The sequence below is a fragment of the Sphaerotilus sp. genome (genome assembly GCF_013299175.1).
Taxonomy (GTDB): Bacteria; Pseudomonadota; Gammaproteobacteria; order Burkholderiales; family Burkholderiaceae_C; genus Sphaerotilus.
In genome coordinates this window covers 15,284-31,197 of the sequence record NZ_JAAFKF010000041.1, presented here as the reverse complement: position 1 = coordinate 31,197, position 15,914 = coordinate 15,284, and the positions used below count along the sequence as shown (strand labels likewise).

General features: G+C 66.5%; 11 protein-coding genes. 2 read left to right on the top strand and 9 right to left on the bottom strand.

The window, feature by feature from the left end:
* The 8 genes from QZW52_RS09225 to QZW52_RS09190 form a co-directional block, all read right to left on the bottom strand.
* A partial coding sequence (locus QZW52_RS09225) for a branched-chain amino acid ABC transporter permease (protein ID WP_293997689.1) occupies window positions 1-934 on the bottom strand: 934 nt, incomplete at its 3' end.
* Between the two features lie 13 nt (window positions 935-947).
* Window positions 948-1,832, bottom strand: coding sequence for a branched-chain amino acid ABC transporter permease (locus QZW52_RS09220; RefSeq protein WP_293997686.1), 885 nt, complete (start codon window positions 1,830-1,832; stop codon window positions 948-950).
* 4 nt (window positions 1,833-1,836) lie between these two features.
* Window positions 1,837-3,096 carry an ABC transporter substrate-binding protein gene (locus QZW52_RS09215; RefSeq protein ID WP_293997683.1) on the bottom strand — a complete coding sequence of 420 codons (1,260 nt, stop codon included), beginning with the start codon at window positions 3,094-3,096 and terminating at the stop codon, window positions 1,837-1,839.
* A gap of 48 nt (window positions 3,097-3,144) precedes the next feature.
* Window positions 3,145-3,513, bottom strand: coding sequence for a phenol hydroxylase subunit P4 (locus QZW52_RS09210; protein WP_293997680.1), 369 nt, complete (start codon window positions 3,511-3,513; stop codon window positions 3,145-3,147).
* Entirely contained in the window at window positions 3,510-5,072 is a 1,563-nt protein-coding gene (locus QZW52_RS09205) for an aromatic/alkene/methane monooxygenase hydroxylase/oxygenase subunit alpha (protein WP_293997677.1), read from the bottom strand. The genes QZW52_RS09210 and QZW52_RS09205 overlap by 4 nt, the downstream gene beginning before the upstream one ends.
* Window positions 5,073-5,122: 50 nt before the next feature.
* A complete protein-coding gene (locus tag QZW52_RS09200) occupies window positions 5,123-5,392 on the bottom strand; it encodes an MmoB/DmpM family protein (protein WP_293997674.1) in 270 nt (89 codons plus the stop codon).
* Between the two features lie 25 nt (window positions 5,393-5,417).
* Complete coding sequence (locus QZW52_RS09195; protein ID WP_293997671.1) at window positions 5,418-6,413, bottom strand: aromatic/alkene monooxygenase hydroxylase subunit beta; 996 nt, start codon at window positions 6,411-6,413, stop codon at window positions 5,418-5,420.
* Window positions 6,410-6,640, bottom strand: a complete 231-nt coding sequence (locus tag QZW52_RS09190; RefSeq protein ID WP_293997669.1) for a phenol hydroxylase subunit — start codon at window positions 6,638-6,640, stop codon at window positions 6,410-6,412. The genes QZW52_RS09195 and QZW52_RS09190 overlap by 4 nt, the downstream gene beginning before the upstream one ends.
* A gap of 315 nt (window positions 6,641-6,955) precedes the next feature.
* Here QZW52_RS09190 and QZW52_RS09185 point away from each other — a divergent pair, with 315 nt between their 5' ends.
* Together QZW52_RS09185 and QZW52_RS09180 are read left to right on the top strand one after the other, a co-directional pair.
* On the top strand, window positions 6,956-8,656 hold the full coding sequence (locus QZW52_RS09185) for a sigma-54-dependent Fis family transcriptional regulator (protein WP_293997666.1): 1,701 nt from the start codon (window positions 6,956-6,958) through the stop codon (window positions 8,654-8,656).
* Entirely contained in the window at window positions 8,656-9,369 is a 714-nt protein-coding gene (locus QZW52_RS09180; protein WP_293997663.1) for an FCD domain-containing protein, read from the top strand. Before QZW52_RS09185 ends, QZW52_RS09180 begins: the two co-directional genes overlap by 1 nt.
* A gap of 30 nt (window positions 9,370-9,399) precedes the next feature.
* Here QZW52_RS09180 and QZW52_RS09175 read toward each other — a convergent pair whose 3' ends face one another.
* The gene (locus tag QZW52_RS09175) at window positions 9,400-15,645 is read right to left on the bottom strand and encodes a DUF3320 domain-containing protein (RefSeq protein ID WP_293997660.1); all 6,246 of its coding nucleotides are present in this window, start codon (window positions 15,643-15,645) and stop codon (window positions 9,400-9,402) included.
* Window positions 15,646-15,914 lie beyond the last annotated feature (269 nt).

The window sequence follows — 15,914 nt, the reverse complement described above, 5'->3', positions numbered from 1 at the left end:
GCGACACCAGCAGCGCGAAGCCATAGAAGGCGTTGGCCAGGTTGCCGTCCACGCCGTGGTCGTTGAGCAGCGCCGGCAGCGCCCGCATCAGCAACCCGGCGAAGATGGCGCCCATCCAGTGGTAGGCACCGCCCACCACCGTCAGCGCGTAGGCCAGGATCGACTGGCTGGTGTGGAAACCGGTGTTGTCGAGCTGGCCATTCAGTCCGGCGATCAACCCGCCCGCCAAGCCGGCCAGAAACCCGCCGAACGCAAACGCCCACGCCTTGTAGCGCAGCACGTTCACGCCCGCCGCCAGGGCCGCCGCCTCGCTCTTGCGGATCAAGGCCCAGGCGCGGCCCGGCAGGCTGGCCCGCTGCCATTCGATCAGCGCCAGCCCTGCCGCGAGCCACGCCACGGTGTAGCGGAAATAGGCCGCGTCGCTGGTGGCGATCCACGGCCGCTCGATGAGGGCGCGCTGGCCGTTGACAACCTTGCCGGTGAAGCCGGGGCCGCCGTCGGGGAAGCCGATGACGTTCACCGCGACCTGGAACGCCGCCGCGATCATCAGCGTCAGCAGCGCCAGGTAAAGCCCCCGCATGCGCAGCGCGGGCAGCCCGACCACCAGCCCCGACACCCCGGCCGCCGCCGCGCCGAGCAGCAAGGCCCCCTCGAACGGCAGCGCCAGCCCATGCACCAGCCGCAGGCAGACCCAGCCGCCGACGCCTGCCAGCGCGAATTGCGCCAGCGACACCATGCCGAGCTGGCCGTAGAGCAGCGCCACCGCCCCGCTCACCAGCGTCAGGCAGGCCACGGTGGTGAAGGTGTTGAGCCAGTAGGCCGACAGCAGCCATGGCCCCAGCAGCGCCGCCACCGCGAGGGTGAGCAGCATGGGGGCCACCCGGCGCAGCGGCGAGCCGGGCGGGAGGTCGGGTTTGTCCTTGTCGCGTGCCATGGCGGGTGCTTGCTTATTCGAGGTGACTGTTGTCGCGCGACAGGCCGATGCCCTTGCGCTGCTGCCAGAGGATGGCGACGATGGCGACCACGAAGGCCGAGGCCGAGCCGTAGCGCGAGACCCCGGGCACGAGCGTGCTCAGCGCCTCGATCACCCCGATGAGCAGCCCGCCCAGCACCGTGGCCGGCAGCGACGCCAGCCGCCCGACCACCGCCGCCGCCATCGCGGGGATGACGAGGAAGGTCAGCACGGTCGGGTTCAGCCGCACCATGTTGCCCATGAACAGCCCGGTGATGCCGGCGAAGACCCCCGCGATCGTCCAGGCCCAGGTGTCCACCTGCTTGACGCGAACACCGAGCAGGCTGCTGAGCGTGCGGTTGCTCTGCAGCGCCCGCATGCGCAAGCCCAGCGGCGTGTGCGACAGCAGCCAGGCCATGCCCAGCGTCATCGCCGCCGCCAGCCCGAGCGCCAGCAGCCGGGTGTGGCTGATGAGGCGGCGGCCGTCGAATTCCAGGCCGCCGCTGTCGGTGGGCAGCACCAGCCGGCGCGGCTCATCGCCCCAGTACCACTGCGCGAAGCCCATGATCATCAGCGCGAAGCCGAGCGTGGCCATCGCCCGCACGATGCGGTCCTGGTGGGTCAGCGACGGCGCGATGAAGCGGCCGTAGCCCCAGGACAGCAGCGTGGCCGCGCCGACCCCCGCCACCCAGCCCAGCCAGTCGGCGTAGGCGAGGTCGATCACCTGCCAGCACAGCATCGCCGCCAGCCCGCCCAGCGCACCGTAGGCGAAGTTGACGACGCCGCTGGCGCGGTACAGCACCACCAGGCCGACGCCCGACAGCGCGTACACCGCCCCGACGCTGACGCCGACGACCAGAAAGGGCAGCAGGGTGTCCATGGCGTCAGTTCACCAGGCCGCCCTTGGACTCCAGCGCCAGCACGTCGGACAGGTCGGCGTCCTTCGACTGGAAGCATTCGGTCTGGGTCTTGAAGCTGCCGCCAGTGAGCAGCGCGACGCGACCGCTGTGGTTGGCCTGGTGGCGATCGCCGGGTCCGTAGTACCACGGGGCGCACATCATGTCGCTGCGCACGTTCTTCACCGCCTTGAACGCGTCATGCACCGACTTGCGGTCGATGGGGCCCTTGATGCCGAGCAGGGCGTCGGTCGCAACGCGGGCCGAGAGGTGACCGGCCTGCGAGAAGGAGTCGATCGGGTCTTTCTTGTCGCCGTACTTGGCCATGATGGCCTTCCAGTTCCGGGTGTCCGGGCCGTCTTGGTCCAGCGGCTGCAGCTCCATGTGGATGTGGAGCTTGCCGTCCCAGTATTTGCCGGCGGCCTTGGGCATTTCGGTGTGGTACGCCGAGGTCGGCAGGCCCCACTTGATCGTCTTGCCCATGTCCTGCTGCTCGGCGGCGGTCAGGATCGGCAGCATCATGCCGCGCGGCATGCCCAGCACCACGCCGTCGGGCTTGGTGGCCGAGACCTGCAGCGCGACGGCGTTGCCATCCAACTGACCTGGGTCAAAAATGACCTGCTTGACCGCCACGCCGTTGGCCTTGCCCCAGGCTTCGACCCCACCGCACACCCAGTCGCCGAAGCCGGGAATGCCCGGGGCGACGCAGGTGATGTTCTTGAGCTTGAAGGTCTCGGCGATGTACTGCGCCGCGCCGATCGTGGACTGGCGCGGACCCTGGTTGAACGCAGCGTAGTTCTTGCCGTAGAAGCAAGCCCGCGGCACGCCCGTCCCGGCGACCACGGCCACGCCTTCCTGTTCATACAGCTTGTTGTTGGCGCCGCACTCGACGAAGCTGCTGGAGCCGACCATGCCGACGACCTTGGTGTCCTTGACCAGCTTGGACGCCGCCTGCGCGGCCACCTCGGGGTTCCAGGTGTCGTCCTGCACCGTGTAGGCGATCGGCCGGCCGTGGATGCCGCCGTTGGCGTTGACGCACTTGAAGTACGCCTCGGCCGCCCGCGACGACGAGGAGAAGTCCTCCGGGCCGGTCTTGCCGACGATGGCGCCCAGCGGGATCGGCTCGCCGGTGGCTTTCTTGCCGTTGCCGAGGCCGCACTTGTCCTGGGCCTGCGCCGAAGTGGCGCACAGGGCGGTGGCGGCCAGGGCGAGGGCCGTGGCCATGGCGGGGGCAGTGTTCTTCTTCATCGGGTTGTCTCCTGGTGGTGGCGTGGTGGCGTGGTGACGGGATGCCGGTTAGCTGAACGATCCCTTGATGCCGGTGAGGCCCGGGGTACGGAAGCGGATCACGTCCTTGTGGACGAGACCGTTCTCCACCAGCGACTTGGCCGGGTCGGGTGTCCACGGCTGGCCGGACTTGAACCACTCGGTGGTGGCCCAGTCGATCTTGGCGAAGTCCGGGTGGTAGCCATAGACGCCCGGCAACACCGCCGCGCCGATCGCCCCGAACGGCATGTCCGGCGGCAGCGGCAGGCAAATCGGCGCGGCGAACATCAGGTGGTCCTCCCAGCCGATGTAGAGCAGTGGCGCGGGGAAGTTCTCGCGCACGTCCTTCATCGGGAAGTCGTAGGGGACGGCGGCGTTGGGGTTGGCGACGACGCTCATGCTGCGGCTCCTCCGGTGCTGCCGTCTGCACGCCAGGCCGCGAAGTTCTTCTGGTCTTCCGAGCCTTCGAAATCGAAGTTGTCCCGGCCGATGTTCAGCTCGTACCACTGCAGCACGGCCAGCAGCGGATCGAACCCCTCGGCGGTCGGGTCGGTGCCGGGCTTGAAGCAGTGCCCCTGGTAGATCTGGTGGACCGGGAGCCAGGACTGGACGTACTTCTCCGGCTCGTCGTCGAAGATCTCCTGGCAGTGGTCGGAGCAGAAGTGGTACTTGTTGCCGAAGTAGTTCGACTCGCGGTAGGCGATCTTGGTGGCGTCGCCCGGCTCGGTGAAGAGCATCGGGATCTGGCACGTCGTGCAGAGCATCGGCAGCGTCTTGTTGTAAAAGCGGTTGCCCTGTGCCGCCTGCTCGCGCCAGTAGTCCCAGCGCGGCTTGTAGACCGACTCGAAGCTGTCCGGGTACTTCTCGGCCAGCCACTGCATCTCGCTTTCGTCGGGAATCCAGGTGTGGAAGGCGGCGGCGGCGCCGTAGCTGTAGAAGGTGGCCCACGCCTGGTGGCTGATGTGGTCCTTGCCTTCGCAGGCGTCCTTCCAGCCCTTCGGTTCGCGGATGCCGTAGCGGGCCAAATCCTTGAACAGTGCGCCGCCGTTCTGCTCGGCGTACATCTCCCACGCCTCCTTCCAGCTCATGACGCGCTTCGGGAGCATGTAGTCCTGCATCATCGCCACGATGGTCAGCAGCCGGTAGCCGCGCCAGAACCACTTGTCGATCCACTTCTGCACGATCGGCACATTCGCCGGGTCTTGCTCCAGCAGGAACTTGATGCACTCGATGCCCAGCGTCATGTGGCGCGACTCGTCGGACTGCGCCGAGAAGCCGAAGGTCACGGTGGACATGTCGCCGTTGTGCGCCGCGCCCGACATGAACGGCACGAACAGCAGGTTGGTCAGCACGTATTCGAACGAAAAGCTCACCGCGACCAGGAACTCGAACGGGCCGCCGGTCAGGGCGTCCTCGAAGAAGCTCTTCGGCACGGAGAGGTACCAGACGCGGTCGAACCAGTGGCCCGGCCGGTGCATGCCGTTGAAATACTTGTTGTAGTGCGAGATCGCGTGCGTCTCGGTCTGGTAGTGGCGCAGCTCGTCGATCGACTGCATCTGCGCAGCGACACGGGCGCCTTCGCCCGTGAACTGGCGGCCGACGTGGGCGAAGCCGCGGTGGGCGTAGTACTCCAGCGGCGTGACGCCCTGGATGAAGAGCTTCAGCGCGTTGATGTAGCGCGCATCGCTCACGCCGAGCTGACCGTTGTTCTGCGCAAACGCCTCGATGACGGCGTAGAGCTTCTTTTCCTTCTCGCCCTGGTACTTCCAGTAGGCGTCCATCGTCAGGCGGAACGGGTCTTGCCACTGGTCCCAGTCGTGGACCTTGATGCCCTCGTAGGTGTCGTGCGGGAAGACCTTGTCCATCGGCTGGTAGGTCGTCTCCCAGCCAAGGCCGCGGGTCATCGCGGCGTAGCGTTCCTTGAGGCCGAGCTTTTTCTTGGCGACGCGGGTGTCCATGCGGGTTTCCTGGGGAGTCGGGAATGCGGTGATGCGGTGGAATGCGGTGATCAGTGCGACCAGCTCAGCGTGAGCTGGTCGTCGTCCTCGTCGATGTGGCCGGACAGCGTCACGAGGTTGACGTGGATCGACTGCAGATCGAAGGGCCGGCCGGTGATCTCCTCGATCGTTTCGCGGCGGATCGTCAGGCGCTGCGGCACGTCGATCTTGGTCAGCCCCGGCGGGTGGGTGACGACGGCGGCGGGGTTGTCGGCCACGATGGCCTCGATCACCGGGCGGGATTCCTCGTTGGCCTGGAAGGCGATGAAAACGTTCGACATGCGGGGTGTCCTGTGGCTCAGCGGGTCAGGCGACGAGTCCGGCCTTGCGGCAGCGGGTGTCGAGGGCGGTGCGGGCCTCGGCCAGCGCGGACTCGCCGTGCTCGCCCAGCGCGAGTTGCGCGATCGGCGCCAGGGCGGCCTGGGCGCGGTCGGTCCAGTGCGTGGTCCACTGCACCAGTTGCGCCCGGTTCTCGGCCGACTCGGCGGCGGCGGTCTTCACCACGGCGTCGATCCAGCGGGCGCTCTCCGTGTGCCAGTCGGTCATGAACGCGGTCAGCATGGCCACGGCGGTGGCGCCCTTGAGCGCCAGGTGGTCATCGACGAAGCTGCCATAGACCAGCGGGTAGAGCAGCCCGTCGAGCGCGAGGTTCTGTGCGACGAACAGCTCGAACGGGTCTTGCACCACCAGCGTGTCCTCGACCAGCCGGCGCAGTTCCTGCCAGACCGGCGCCTCCAGCCACGCCTGCTTGCCGACATCGAGCACCGCCGGCTCGCCGAGCAGCAGGCCCAGGCGGGTCAGGTACTGCGCGACGCCGAGCTGGTCCATCGCGTGGAACATGGCCGGGGCGGTGAAGGCCGTGCCATAGCCGTAGGCGCAGACCGAGGCGTTGTTCATGTTGCCGCCCCAGGCCACATGGCGCAGCGGCATCAGCACCATCAGCGCCTGTTCGCGCACGGCGTCCGGCATCGCGGCGACCATGCCCTTGGACTCGACGAACTGGAAGCTCGACTCCATCGCGTCCTGCTGGCGGGCGCGGGTCGTGGTCCAGGTGGCGTAGTAGAACTGGCGCGGGTCTTTCAGGACGTACCAGTCCTTGAGCTTGATCGCCGTGCGGGCCGCGTCGAACAGCTCGAACTGCGGCGCCCAGGTCGGACGGTAGTGGAAGTTGGCGCTGGGCTGCGCGCCGATGGTGGCTTCCAGGTAGCGCGAGGCCGTCTTGTCGCCGCCGAGGTGCTCGGCGACGTGGGTATAGGTCTGGCGCAGGGGTTGAATCTCGCGGGCCTGCAGGTCGATGTTCATCGGGGCGTGTCTCCAGTGTTGGCATCCAGGCGGATCACCCCGTGGGTGGTGCAGAACTCCGTGAACGCGGCGTCGGGCAGCAGCAGCTCCACCGACAGATCGGGCCAGCCGATCGCGAACTCGAAGGACACCAGGCCGTCGGTGCGGCGGTCGAGCACCCTGACGTACTTGGGGGGCACCTCAGGAAGCGAGGGTTCGGACACAGGCACGAACGCGGACACGGACATGGGCGGGACTCCGGATGGTGTGTGCTTCATTGCAAGCGATGGGCCAGTGTGCGATCAAATGGTCAAAATCTCGATATTTTTAGGGTAAGTCCTGAGAGGGTCATGCCCCTGTCATGCCCCTGAACACCGTTTTTTGATCGCCAGCGCCCGGCCTCAGACCGGATATAAACCGCTTTTCAGGATAAATTAAGGGTCAGTTAACGGTTGAATTCACGATTTGATCAACATGACCACGAGCTTTTCATCATTTGATGAACCTGGTTTAGAATGGTCTAGTTTTCCCTTAATATCGAGAATATGCACTCGGAGTCCTGCATGCCCGATTCCCTGAAATACCCGCCCGACACCGACCTGCGCCGCCTGCTGCGCTTTGCGCCGGACGAAGGGGCGATCTGGCTCGGCGAGCGGCGCATGGTGCTGCTGCACACGGCGTCGCTGGGGGCGCTGCGCGAAGACCTGATCAACTCGATCGGTCTTGAACAGGCGCGGCGCATCTTCACGCGCATGGGCTACGCCAGCGGATTGAACGACGCCGAGTTCGCCCGCAAGACGCGCCCCGGCGATGACCCGGTGGCGGCCTTCCTGGTCGGGCCGCAGTTGCACATGCTCGAAGGCGCGGCGCGGGTGACGCCGCTGAAGATGGCCTTCGACCGCGAGACGGGCCGCTTCGAGGGCGAGTTCCGCTGGGACCACTCCTGGGAGGCGCACGCGCACCGCCAGAAGTTCGGCCCGGCGGCGGACCCGAGCTGCTGGATGCTCACCGGCTATGCCTGCGGCTACACGTCGGCGTTCATGGGCCGGCTGATCCTGTTCAAGGAGCTGGCCTGCACCGCCTGCGGCGCCGACCACTGCCGCATCGTCGGCCGCCCGATCGAGGAGTGGCCGGACGGCGAGGCGCACCGCGTCTACTTCGAGTCCGACTCGCTGGTCGAGAAGATCGAGGCGCTCAGCCTGCAGGTCGAGGCGCTGCGCTCGACGCTGGCGCCGACCGGGCCGTGCGGCTCGATGGTCGGGCAGTCACCGGCGTTCCGGCGCGCCTTCGAACTGCTCGGCAAGGCGGCGGCGACGCAGGTCACGGTGCTGCTGACCGGCGAGACCGGCGTTGGCAAGGAGCGTTTTGCCCGCACGCTGCACGAGCTGAGCGAGCGCAGGGCCGGGCCGTTCGTCGCGGTGAACTGCGCGGCGCTGCCGGCCGAGCTGATCGAGGCGGAGCTGTTCGGCGTCGAGAAAGGGGCGTACACCGGCGCGCACGCCGCCCGCACCGGCCGCTTCGAGCGCGCCGACGGCGGCACGCTGTTCCTCGACGAGATCGGTGACCTGCCCGTGCCTCTGCAAGCCAAGCTGCTGCGCGTGCTGCAGGAAGGCGAGATCGAGCGTCTGGGCAGCGAGACCACGCGCAAGGTCAACGTGCGGCTGGTCGCCGCGACGAACGTGGACCTCGACGCGGCGGTGAAGGCGGGGCGTTTCCGGCGCGACCTGCTCTACCGGCTCAACATCTACCCGATCCGCATCCCGCCCTTGCGCGAGCGTGGCGGCGACATCGAGTTGCTGGCGCAGACGCTGCTGGCCCGCTTCACGGCGTTGCACGGCAAGCGGCTGCAGGGCTTCAGCGAACGCGCCTTGCAGGCACTCGGCCGCCACGGCTGGCCGGGCAATGTGCGCGAGCTGGAGAACCTCGTCGAACGCGGCGTGATCCTGGCCGCACAGGGCAGCGCGATCGAGGCCGAAGACCTGTTCTCGCTCAGCCCCGGCCAGTCGGGCCACGCCGACCGCACCGGACTGGACCCGCACGGCCAGTTGACCGCACTGCCGCCCGACCCGGACGAGGAACTCTGCGAGCGCATGCTGGCCAGCGGGCTGCCGCTGGAGGTGCTGGAACACCAGTTGCTTGAATTCACCGTCACCCGCGAAAGCGGCAACCTGTCGGCTGCGGCCCGCCGCTTGGGGTTGACCCGCCCGCAACTCGCCTACCGGCTGCGCCGCGGACCCATGCCGTCCGAACCTGGAGCCACCTGATGCTGCCATCCGAAAAATTCCTCGCCGCCTTCTCCAGCCGCACCGACGAAGCGCCGCGCACCCTGGTCGAACGCGCCTACCTGGGGTTGCGGCACGACATCGTCTGCGGGGCGCTGGGGCCGGGCGAGCGGCTGCGCGTCGAGCACCTGAAGGCCCGCTACGACGTGGGCGCCGGCACGCTGCGCGAGGCGCTGTCGCTGCTGCTGTCGGACGCGCTGGTGACGGCGGAAGGACAGCGCGGCTTCCGGGTCGCGCCGATCTCGCTGGCCGACCTGGAGGACGTGACCAACACCCGCGTGATGCTGGAAACCGAGGCGCTGCGGCTGTCGATCCGCCATGGTGATGCGGCATGGGAGGCGGCGCTCGTGGCCGCGTTCGAGCGCCTGAGCGCGGTCGAGCACAGCCCCGAGCGCATGCACAACGCCGGCTGGGAAGACGCCAACCGCGCCTTCCACGAAGCCCTGATCGCCGGCCATGCGTCGCCCTGGAGCCGCTACCTGCTGGGCATCCTGTACCGCCACGCCGAACGCTACCGCTACATCGCGCTGCGCGTGGTCAGCGCCGAGGCCAATCCGTCGCGGGACGTTCACCGCGAGCATGAAGATCTCTATCGGGCGGCGATCGGGCGGCAGGAGGCGCGGGCGGCGCTGGCGCTGGAGGCGCATGTGCGCAATACGTGCGAGGTGCTGAGGAAGGCGGGGCTGGGCGGGTGATGTAGAAACAATAGAAACAGAACAGCCTCTTCAACCGCAGCACGCCAGTGCCCGTGCTTCCATCAACCGTTCTCGCGTGCTCGCCCGCAATCGCTGAAGCCCCAGGCGCCGCGCCATGATGGTCAGCGCCATTTCACTGTCTCTGACCTGCTGCGAAACGTCGCGGGCCAGTCCGGCGAGTTCATGCAGACAGATGTCCTCGACCGACCGAGCCTCCTGACCCGGCAGCGTGTCGCGGAACGTGACGATGCTGCCCAGGGATTGGTGCATGGGCCAGAAATAGACACCGAGTCCCGTTTCTGTGCTGGACTGGAAAAGCCCTGCAGCGAGTTGTGTCACCTGCTGATGAATGCGTGGACTGACACGCTGCCAACCGTGGATTCGAGCCACGCGCCGCACGAGTGTGGCGTCCAGGACAGGCCCATCGGTGTCCACGATCTGGCGGATGACTTGCTGGAGCGTCGCGGCATAGCGGGAATCAAAAAAGGCATCTGGATCGATGTTGTCCACTGGGGGTGGCGGGGCAGACGGCTGCCCAGCCTGTCCAGCAAACAGGATGGATGCAGGCTCCTCGGCCGGTGCGGTCTGTTGCAGTGATGTCTGTGGCGCAGGTGGATGCTCCAGTACCGCCTGTACGGCTCTGCGTTCCCTGCTGTGGGCCAAGAGCATTTCCAGTCGCTGGTGAACCCGTTCCAGCGTGCCAGCACGGTCAATCCACCAGTCTGTTGACCAGATCCGCAAGATCTCCCAGCCCAGGCCGCGCAGCACCTGCTCGCGCAGCTTGTCGCGGTCGCGGGCCGTGGCCGAGCGGTGGTAGGTGGCGCCGTCGCACTCGATGCCGGTCAGGTAAAGGCCCGGTGCGTCGGGGTGGACCACCGCCAGATCGATGCGGAACGACGACACGCCGATTTGCGTGTGCAATTCCCAGCCACGCGGCGCCAGTGCCTCGGCGACTGCCTGCTCGAACGGGCTGTCGTAGCCGCCCAGGCTGCCCCGAACCGCCCGGCCCAGGCTGCTGGCACCGCGCTGCGCGAACTCCAGGAAATGCTTCAGATCGGTGACACCGCGGGCCTGGGTGCGGCTCAGGTTGATCTGCTCGGGCAGCAGGGTCGAGAACACCCGCAGCTCGTGGCGCGCCCGCGTGATGGCCACATTCAGGCGCCGCTCGCCGCCGCTGCGGTTCATCGGCCCGAAGTTCATCGACACCACACCTGACGCATCCGGCCCGTAGGTGATCGAGAAATACATGATGTCGCGTTCATCGCCCTGGACGCTTTCCAGGTTCTTCACGAACACCGGCTCCAGCGCCGTGTCCGCGAAGTACGGCTCGATGGACGCATCCTGGCGGCGCTCCTCGTCGAGCAGATTCTCGATCAGGCGCTGCTGCTCGGCGTTGAACGTCACGATGCCGACCGTCAGACGGCTGGCCCGGAAATCCGGAGATTTCAGCCGCGTGACCAGATCCGCAACCAGTGCCTTGGCTTCGTTCTGGTTGGTGCGGGCACCGCCCTTGGCGTAGGTGCCGGTGACGGGGTGGAAGCTGACGGCGCTGTCGTGTGTGACCGGCGAGGGGAACGTGACCAGACCACCGCCGTAGTAACGCTGGTTCGAGAACGCGATCAGGCTTTCGTGGCGGCTGCGGTAGTGCCACGACAGGTTCATGCAGGGCAGATTGGCGCCGATGCATTCGTCGAGGATGCTCTCCATGTCGCCTTCAATGTTTTCTTGGTCGCCATCGGATTCCGCTCGGTTGAAGAAGTTGGTCGGCGGCAGTTGCTTCGGATCACCGACCATGACCACCTGTCGCCCGCGGGCGATGGCACCGATCGCATCCCACACCGGGATCTGTGATGCCTCATCGAAGACGACAAGGTCGAAGGATGCGGTGCTGGCCGACAGGTACTGTGCGATCGACAGCGGACTCATCAGCATGCAGGGGGCCAAGCTTCCCATCGCACTGGGGGCTTTCTCCATCAGGGCGCGCAGCGGCAGATGGTTGCGCTTTTTTGTCATTTCTCGGCGCAGCAGGCCCCAGTCCGAGTTGGCCGTGACCTCGTCCTGACCCGGCAATTGCCCGCACAGCCGCGCCCGAATCCAGTCGCGGGTCAGTGTCGTGAAACGCTCGTCCAGTGCCCGGAAATCGGTGATCCGCTGTTCGTGCTCGGCGGAGACGAAGGCGCGCATCGCCGCATCCTGATCGACCGTGGCATGCAGCCACCACCGGGCATAGGCCGCATCGAAGGCGGGCACGATCTCGCTGGGTTGCACGATGTCGGCTTCGACCGCATCGACCAGCGGGGCCAGCCCTGCGGTCACTGCCTCGCTGCGCACCTTGCGCCAGGCGCACCAGGCGTTCAGGCGCACAGCCGACCGCAACAGCCCTTCGCAGCGTTCGATCAGTGGACCAACCGCCTCATCGGTCAGGTGGTGTTTCGACGCTGCATCCATCTCACCGATGCGCGCCAGATCCTCCAGTGCCGGAGCCAGTGCCGGCAACGCCTCCAGGTAGCGGACGGCGGCGGCGGCTACCGCACCCGAAGGCGCCAGCGCAGCACGCCGATCGCCCAGCAGGTTTTGCAGCGCGGCCCGGATCGACAGGGCATCGCCACCGGCCGCCACCAGGTGGTTGACCACCAGCGACCACTCCGACGTCAGCCGGACAGCTTTCTCCAGCGCCGCGAGCGGGGTGTCCAGACCGGCCCACAGTCCTGCGGTGTCGGTGGTCAGATCACCCTGTGCGGCGATCTGGCGCTCGATCTCGGCACGTTCACGCAGGTGCTGCCAGTCGGCGGCCATGGCAGGTCCGGCTTCTCCTCGGCCAATCGCCTCGTGGTCGCCCTGCAATGCGCCGCGTTGGCGCAGAGCGGCCAACTCGGTCTGGAATCGCTCCGCCCCAGCGAGTGGGTCGAGGTCCGTGGTCAAACCGGTCCACAGGGCAGGCGCAGCTTCGCGCAGGGCATGCAGCGCATGCATGTCCCGCTCCAGCGCATGCAGTGTGCGCAGGCGCTGCAGATCCTGGGCCATCGACTCACCGCACAGTCCGTCGGCTACGCCCTCCAATCCCGCATCGTTCCATGGCTGGTCACTGGCGGCTGCGCGCAGCGCGGTTTGCAGCGCAAGTGCCGCCGTGACCCTGGTGGGATCGGTTTTCAGACCATGCCAGACCGATTTGGTCAGTGGATCGATGTCCAGTGCAATGAGGTCAGCCCGCAGGATGCGCAGCGCCGACAGCGTGCGCAGGTCGCGCCCGACATCCGGCTTGTTTTCACCCAGGGCGTGCGCTTCGACAACCTTTCGCAGCTTGCGTTGTCGCAGCGCCGAGATCGGCCAGAGGGTGTTCTCGGCCTCGGTCCACTCCCGCGCCAGTTGGGCGACGTTGAGTTGTTCGATTTGCTCGTCATAGCGGCTCGACAGTTGTGCCGCCGTGTCTTTGATGTTGGCGAGCAAGCCCAAACCACGCTCCAGCGGCTCGCGCACATGCTGGGGCCAGGGAGGTGTCAATTGGCGCACCACGGCCCGATGACGGTTCAGGGTGTCGATGGCCCTGCGGCACTCTGGCAATGCGGCGGCGGGCCACGCGGAGCGCAGTTGCGCGCTGAGATGGTGGTGCTGCGTCAGCAGAGGCATCACCCCTTGCAGCCGCTCAGCGAGGTGATCGGCATCGGCCCGTGCCGTGAAGCGCCAATCCCGGTCATGGGCGTGGGGAAGTCGGTTTGCCAAGGTGCCCAAAGCCATCCGTGCCGCCCTCGGAAGGGGTTGCGCTGGCAGCCCGATCACCTGTGTCAGTGCTTGCACCGCATCGCGCAACTGCACGGCCACCGTGAGGGCGTGTTGTGCTGCCGTGGTGAATGTTTGCTGCCAGCCCGGCGCCCAGTCTGTCCGGGTGAGGGGTGCCAAGGCGAGGCGGGTCGAAGGACTGTCAGCGAGGGCTTCCTGGTTGATCTTCATCCGGGCTGCGACTTCATGCAAATGTGTGAATGCATCAAGGTCGTGGACCTGTGGCGAGGCCCAACTCAGCCGGATGTGCGGTATTTCGTCGGCGGTGGCGGTGATGCCAATGGCCCGGAACAGCGTCATGCCATTCGGGTAGACATGGTGCATCCGCTCGGCATGTCCATTGAGTTGCATCCGCAACCCTTGCAGGCGCTCGGACTGTGCCTGCCAGACCCTGGCGTCGATCGTGCCCTTGGAGTCCCAGGACTGCCGCAACTGGGCCAGCACCTCGACCTTGCTCGCCTTGCTCGAATGCAGCTCCAGACAGAACTCGCCCAGCCCCACCTCACGCAGCCGCCGATGCACGACATCCAGTGCCGCCGCCTTCTCGGACACGAAGAGCACACGCCGTCCCTCGGCCAGACTCTGGGCAATCAGGTTGGCAATGGTCTGGCTCTTGCCCGTGCCGGGCGGGCCGATCAGCACGAAGTCCTTGCCCCGGCTGGCGGCCATCACGGCCGAGAGCTGCGAAGAGTCGGCGGGCAGCGGGCAGAACGTGTCCCGTGGCGAGAAGTCGCGGTCCAGTCGTTTCACTTCCGGAAAGCCTGTCGAGGAAGGAAACGGATCGCGGGGCGTGTCCAGCAGATGCCGCACGACGGGACTGGCGCGCAATTGCTCCGTCCGGTCGGCGAGATCCTTCCACATCAGGTACTTGGCGAACGAGAACGTGGACAGCACGATGTCCTCGCTGACCTCCCAACCGCTGATGTTCTTGACCGCCACCGACACCTGTTTCCACAGTGCGGCGATGTCAAACCCGGCATCGTCCCGTGGCAACTCCTGGTCGGAGATCCCCAGGTTGAGTTCGAAATCCTGCTTCAGCATTTCGATCAGCGTCGGGTTGAAGCGGGCTTCGTCGTCGAGCAGCGTCAGCGAAAAACCTGAGCGCACGCTCTGGCGTGCCAGCGCGACCGGCAGCAGCAGCAGCGGTGCCCGGTAGTGCGAATCGGATTTGTCGGCTGGAGTCCAGCGCAGAAAACCGACCGCGAGAAACAGCGTATTGGCGCCACTGTCTTGCAGGGTCGCGCGTGAGGACCGGTACAGCTCCAGCAATCGGCCGTCCATCTCGGTGTCCGCCAGATCGATGAACACCTCACCGCGCTGAAGCGCCTCGCGGGCGTGGTCCCGCCGCAGGTGTTCGAGCGTGCGGCCTTCGTGAATGGCTTGGTCACGCGGGTCTCGGCCGTCCATCAGCGTCGGGCGTGCCAGCAGTCGGATCGATTTGCCGTTGGAGAGCCAATCCTCCAGCGTGCCTGCCTCGGGCGCTTCGAGCTTCACGGACTTCGTGCTGCGGAAGTTCAGCAAGTTGTTGCGCAGTGAAAGGTCCAGCAGCTTGCGTTGCCAGCGGGTGAGGCGGTCTTCGGGTGTCTGCGGGATGGGGTCGATCTGGAGCGGCATGCCGCTGTCATCCGGCAGGCCAGCAGGGGCGGCCGAAAACCCGGTGAATGCCTCGCCCGCTGTTGTCGCCGAGGAGGTGATGTCCGTGACTGCGGGGGCAGCGAGGCTCGCCATCGGTCGGATGCGCTGCAGCCGTGCGCGATGCACATCGATCGCCAAGACAAAGGGGACCGATGCCGATTCGGCAATTTGGCGGGCACCGTGGTCGGTGGCGGTCTCAAAATTGGGGGCTGGGCGGTGGGTCAGCAGCGTGGTCTCAAACAGCACCAGCTCTTTCAGGCTCACGCGCTTGCGCAGCGCGGTGATGTCATCGACCACGCAGGTCGAGAACTCTTCGGCGCGCAGCCAGACGCCTGCGAATGCATGGCCTTCGGTGAAAACAACCAGCGAATGCAACCCCGCTTGTTCGAGCGCCGAGCACAACAGCAGCGTGGTGTCCAGGCAGGTGGCCAGACCCGATTCCACCACCTGCTGCGGTCCACGGATCTTCTGGCCGCGTTGCTCGAAGCTGGCTGGTGGGACCGCGTAGGTCAGCGACAGATTCGCCACGGCTGACCACAGCGCCGAGCTGATCTCCCAGGCATGGCGCGAACCCCCTTGGTAGGCATTGAGTGATGGATCACAGCCGTGTTGGTGCAGCAGGTCGGATGCCTGCTTGAGTAGCCGAGCGACGGCGGGTTCGTTGGGCTGCACGAAGGCGGCGATCATCTCGGGCAATTGCGCCAGCCCACCCCATTGGTTGCGCGGCAGCAGTTCGACGGTGTGGTCTTGTCGCGCCAGCTCCATTGGCTCGGACGTGTTGGGGTCGTGCTGCAGCAGAGCGAAGGTGATGACTGCTGGCACTGCCTCGGTCAGCCCGGCAAGCAAAGCACTGTCGAGCGCCATGTCGAGGTCCAGCAGATGCTGCCTCTCGCTTGCTGCGATGGCATCCAGGTGCCAAACGCGAGGTTTGAAGAATGCGGGCTGGGAAGTGGCTCGGAGTTCGAGTGCCTGACAGTGCGTGGTGGTCTCGTTGACGATGCACAGTGCTTTCAGCAGCGGTACCGCGTTCTGAAAATCGGCCAGATTCAGTGTTGAGCCGAGGGTGGCTTCAATATGCGGCGTGAGGGTGTTATTCACTGCGTTCCCTGTATACCAAGATGAAATTCATCTTA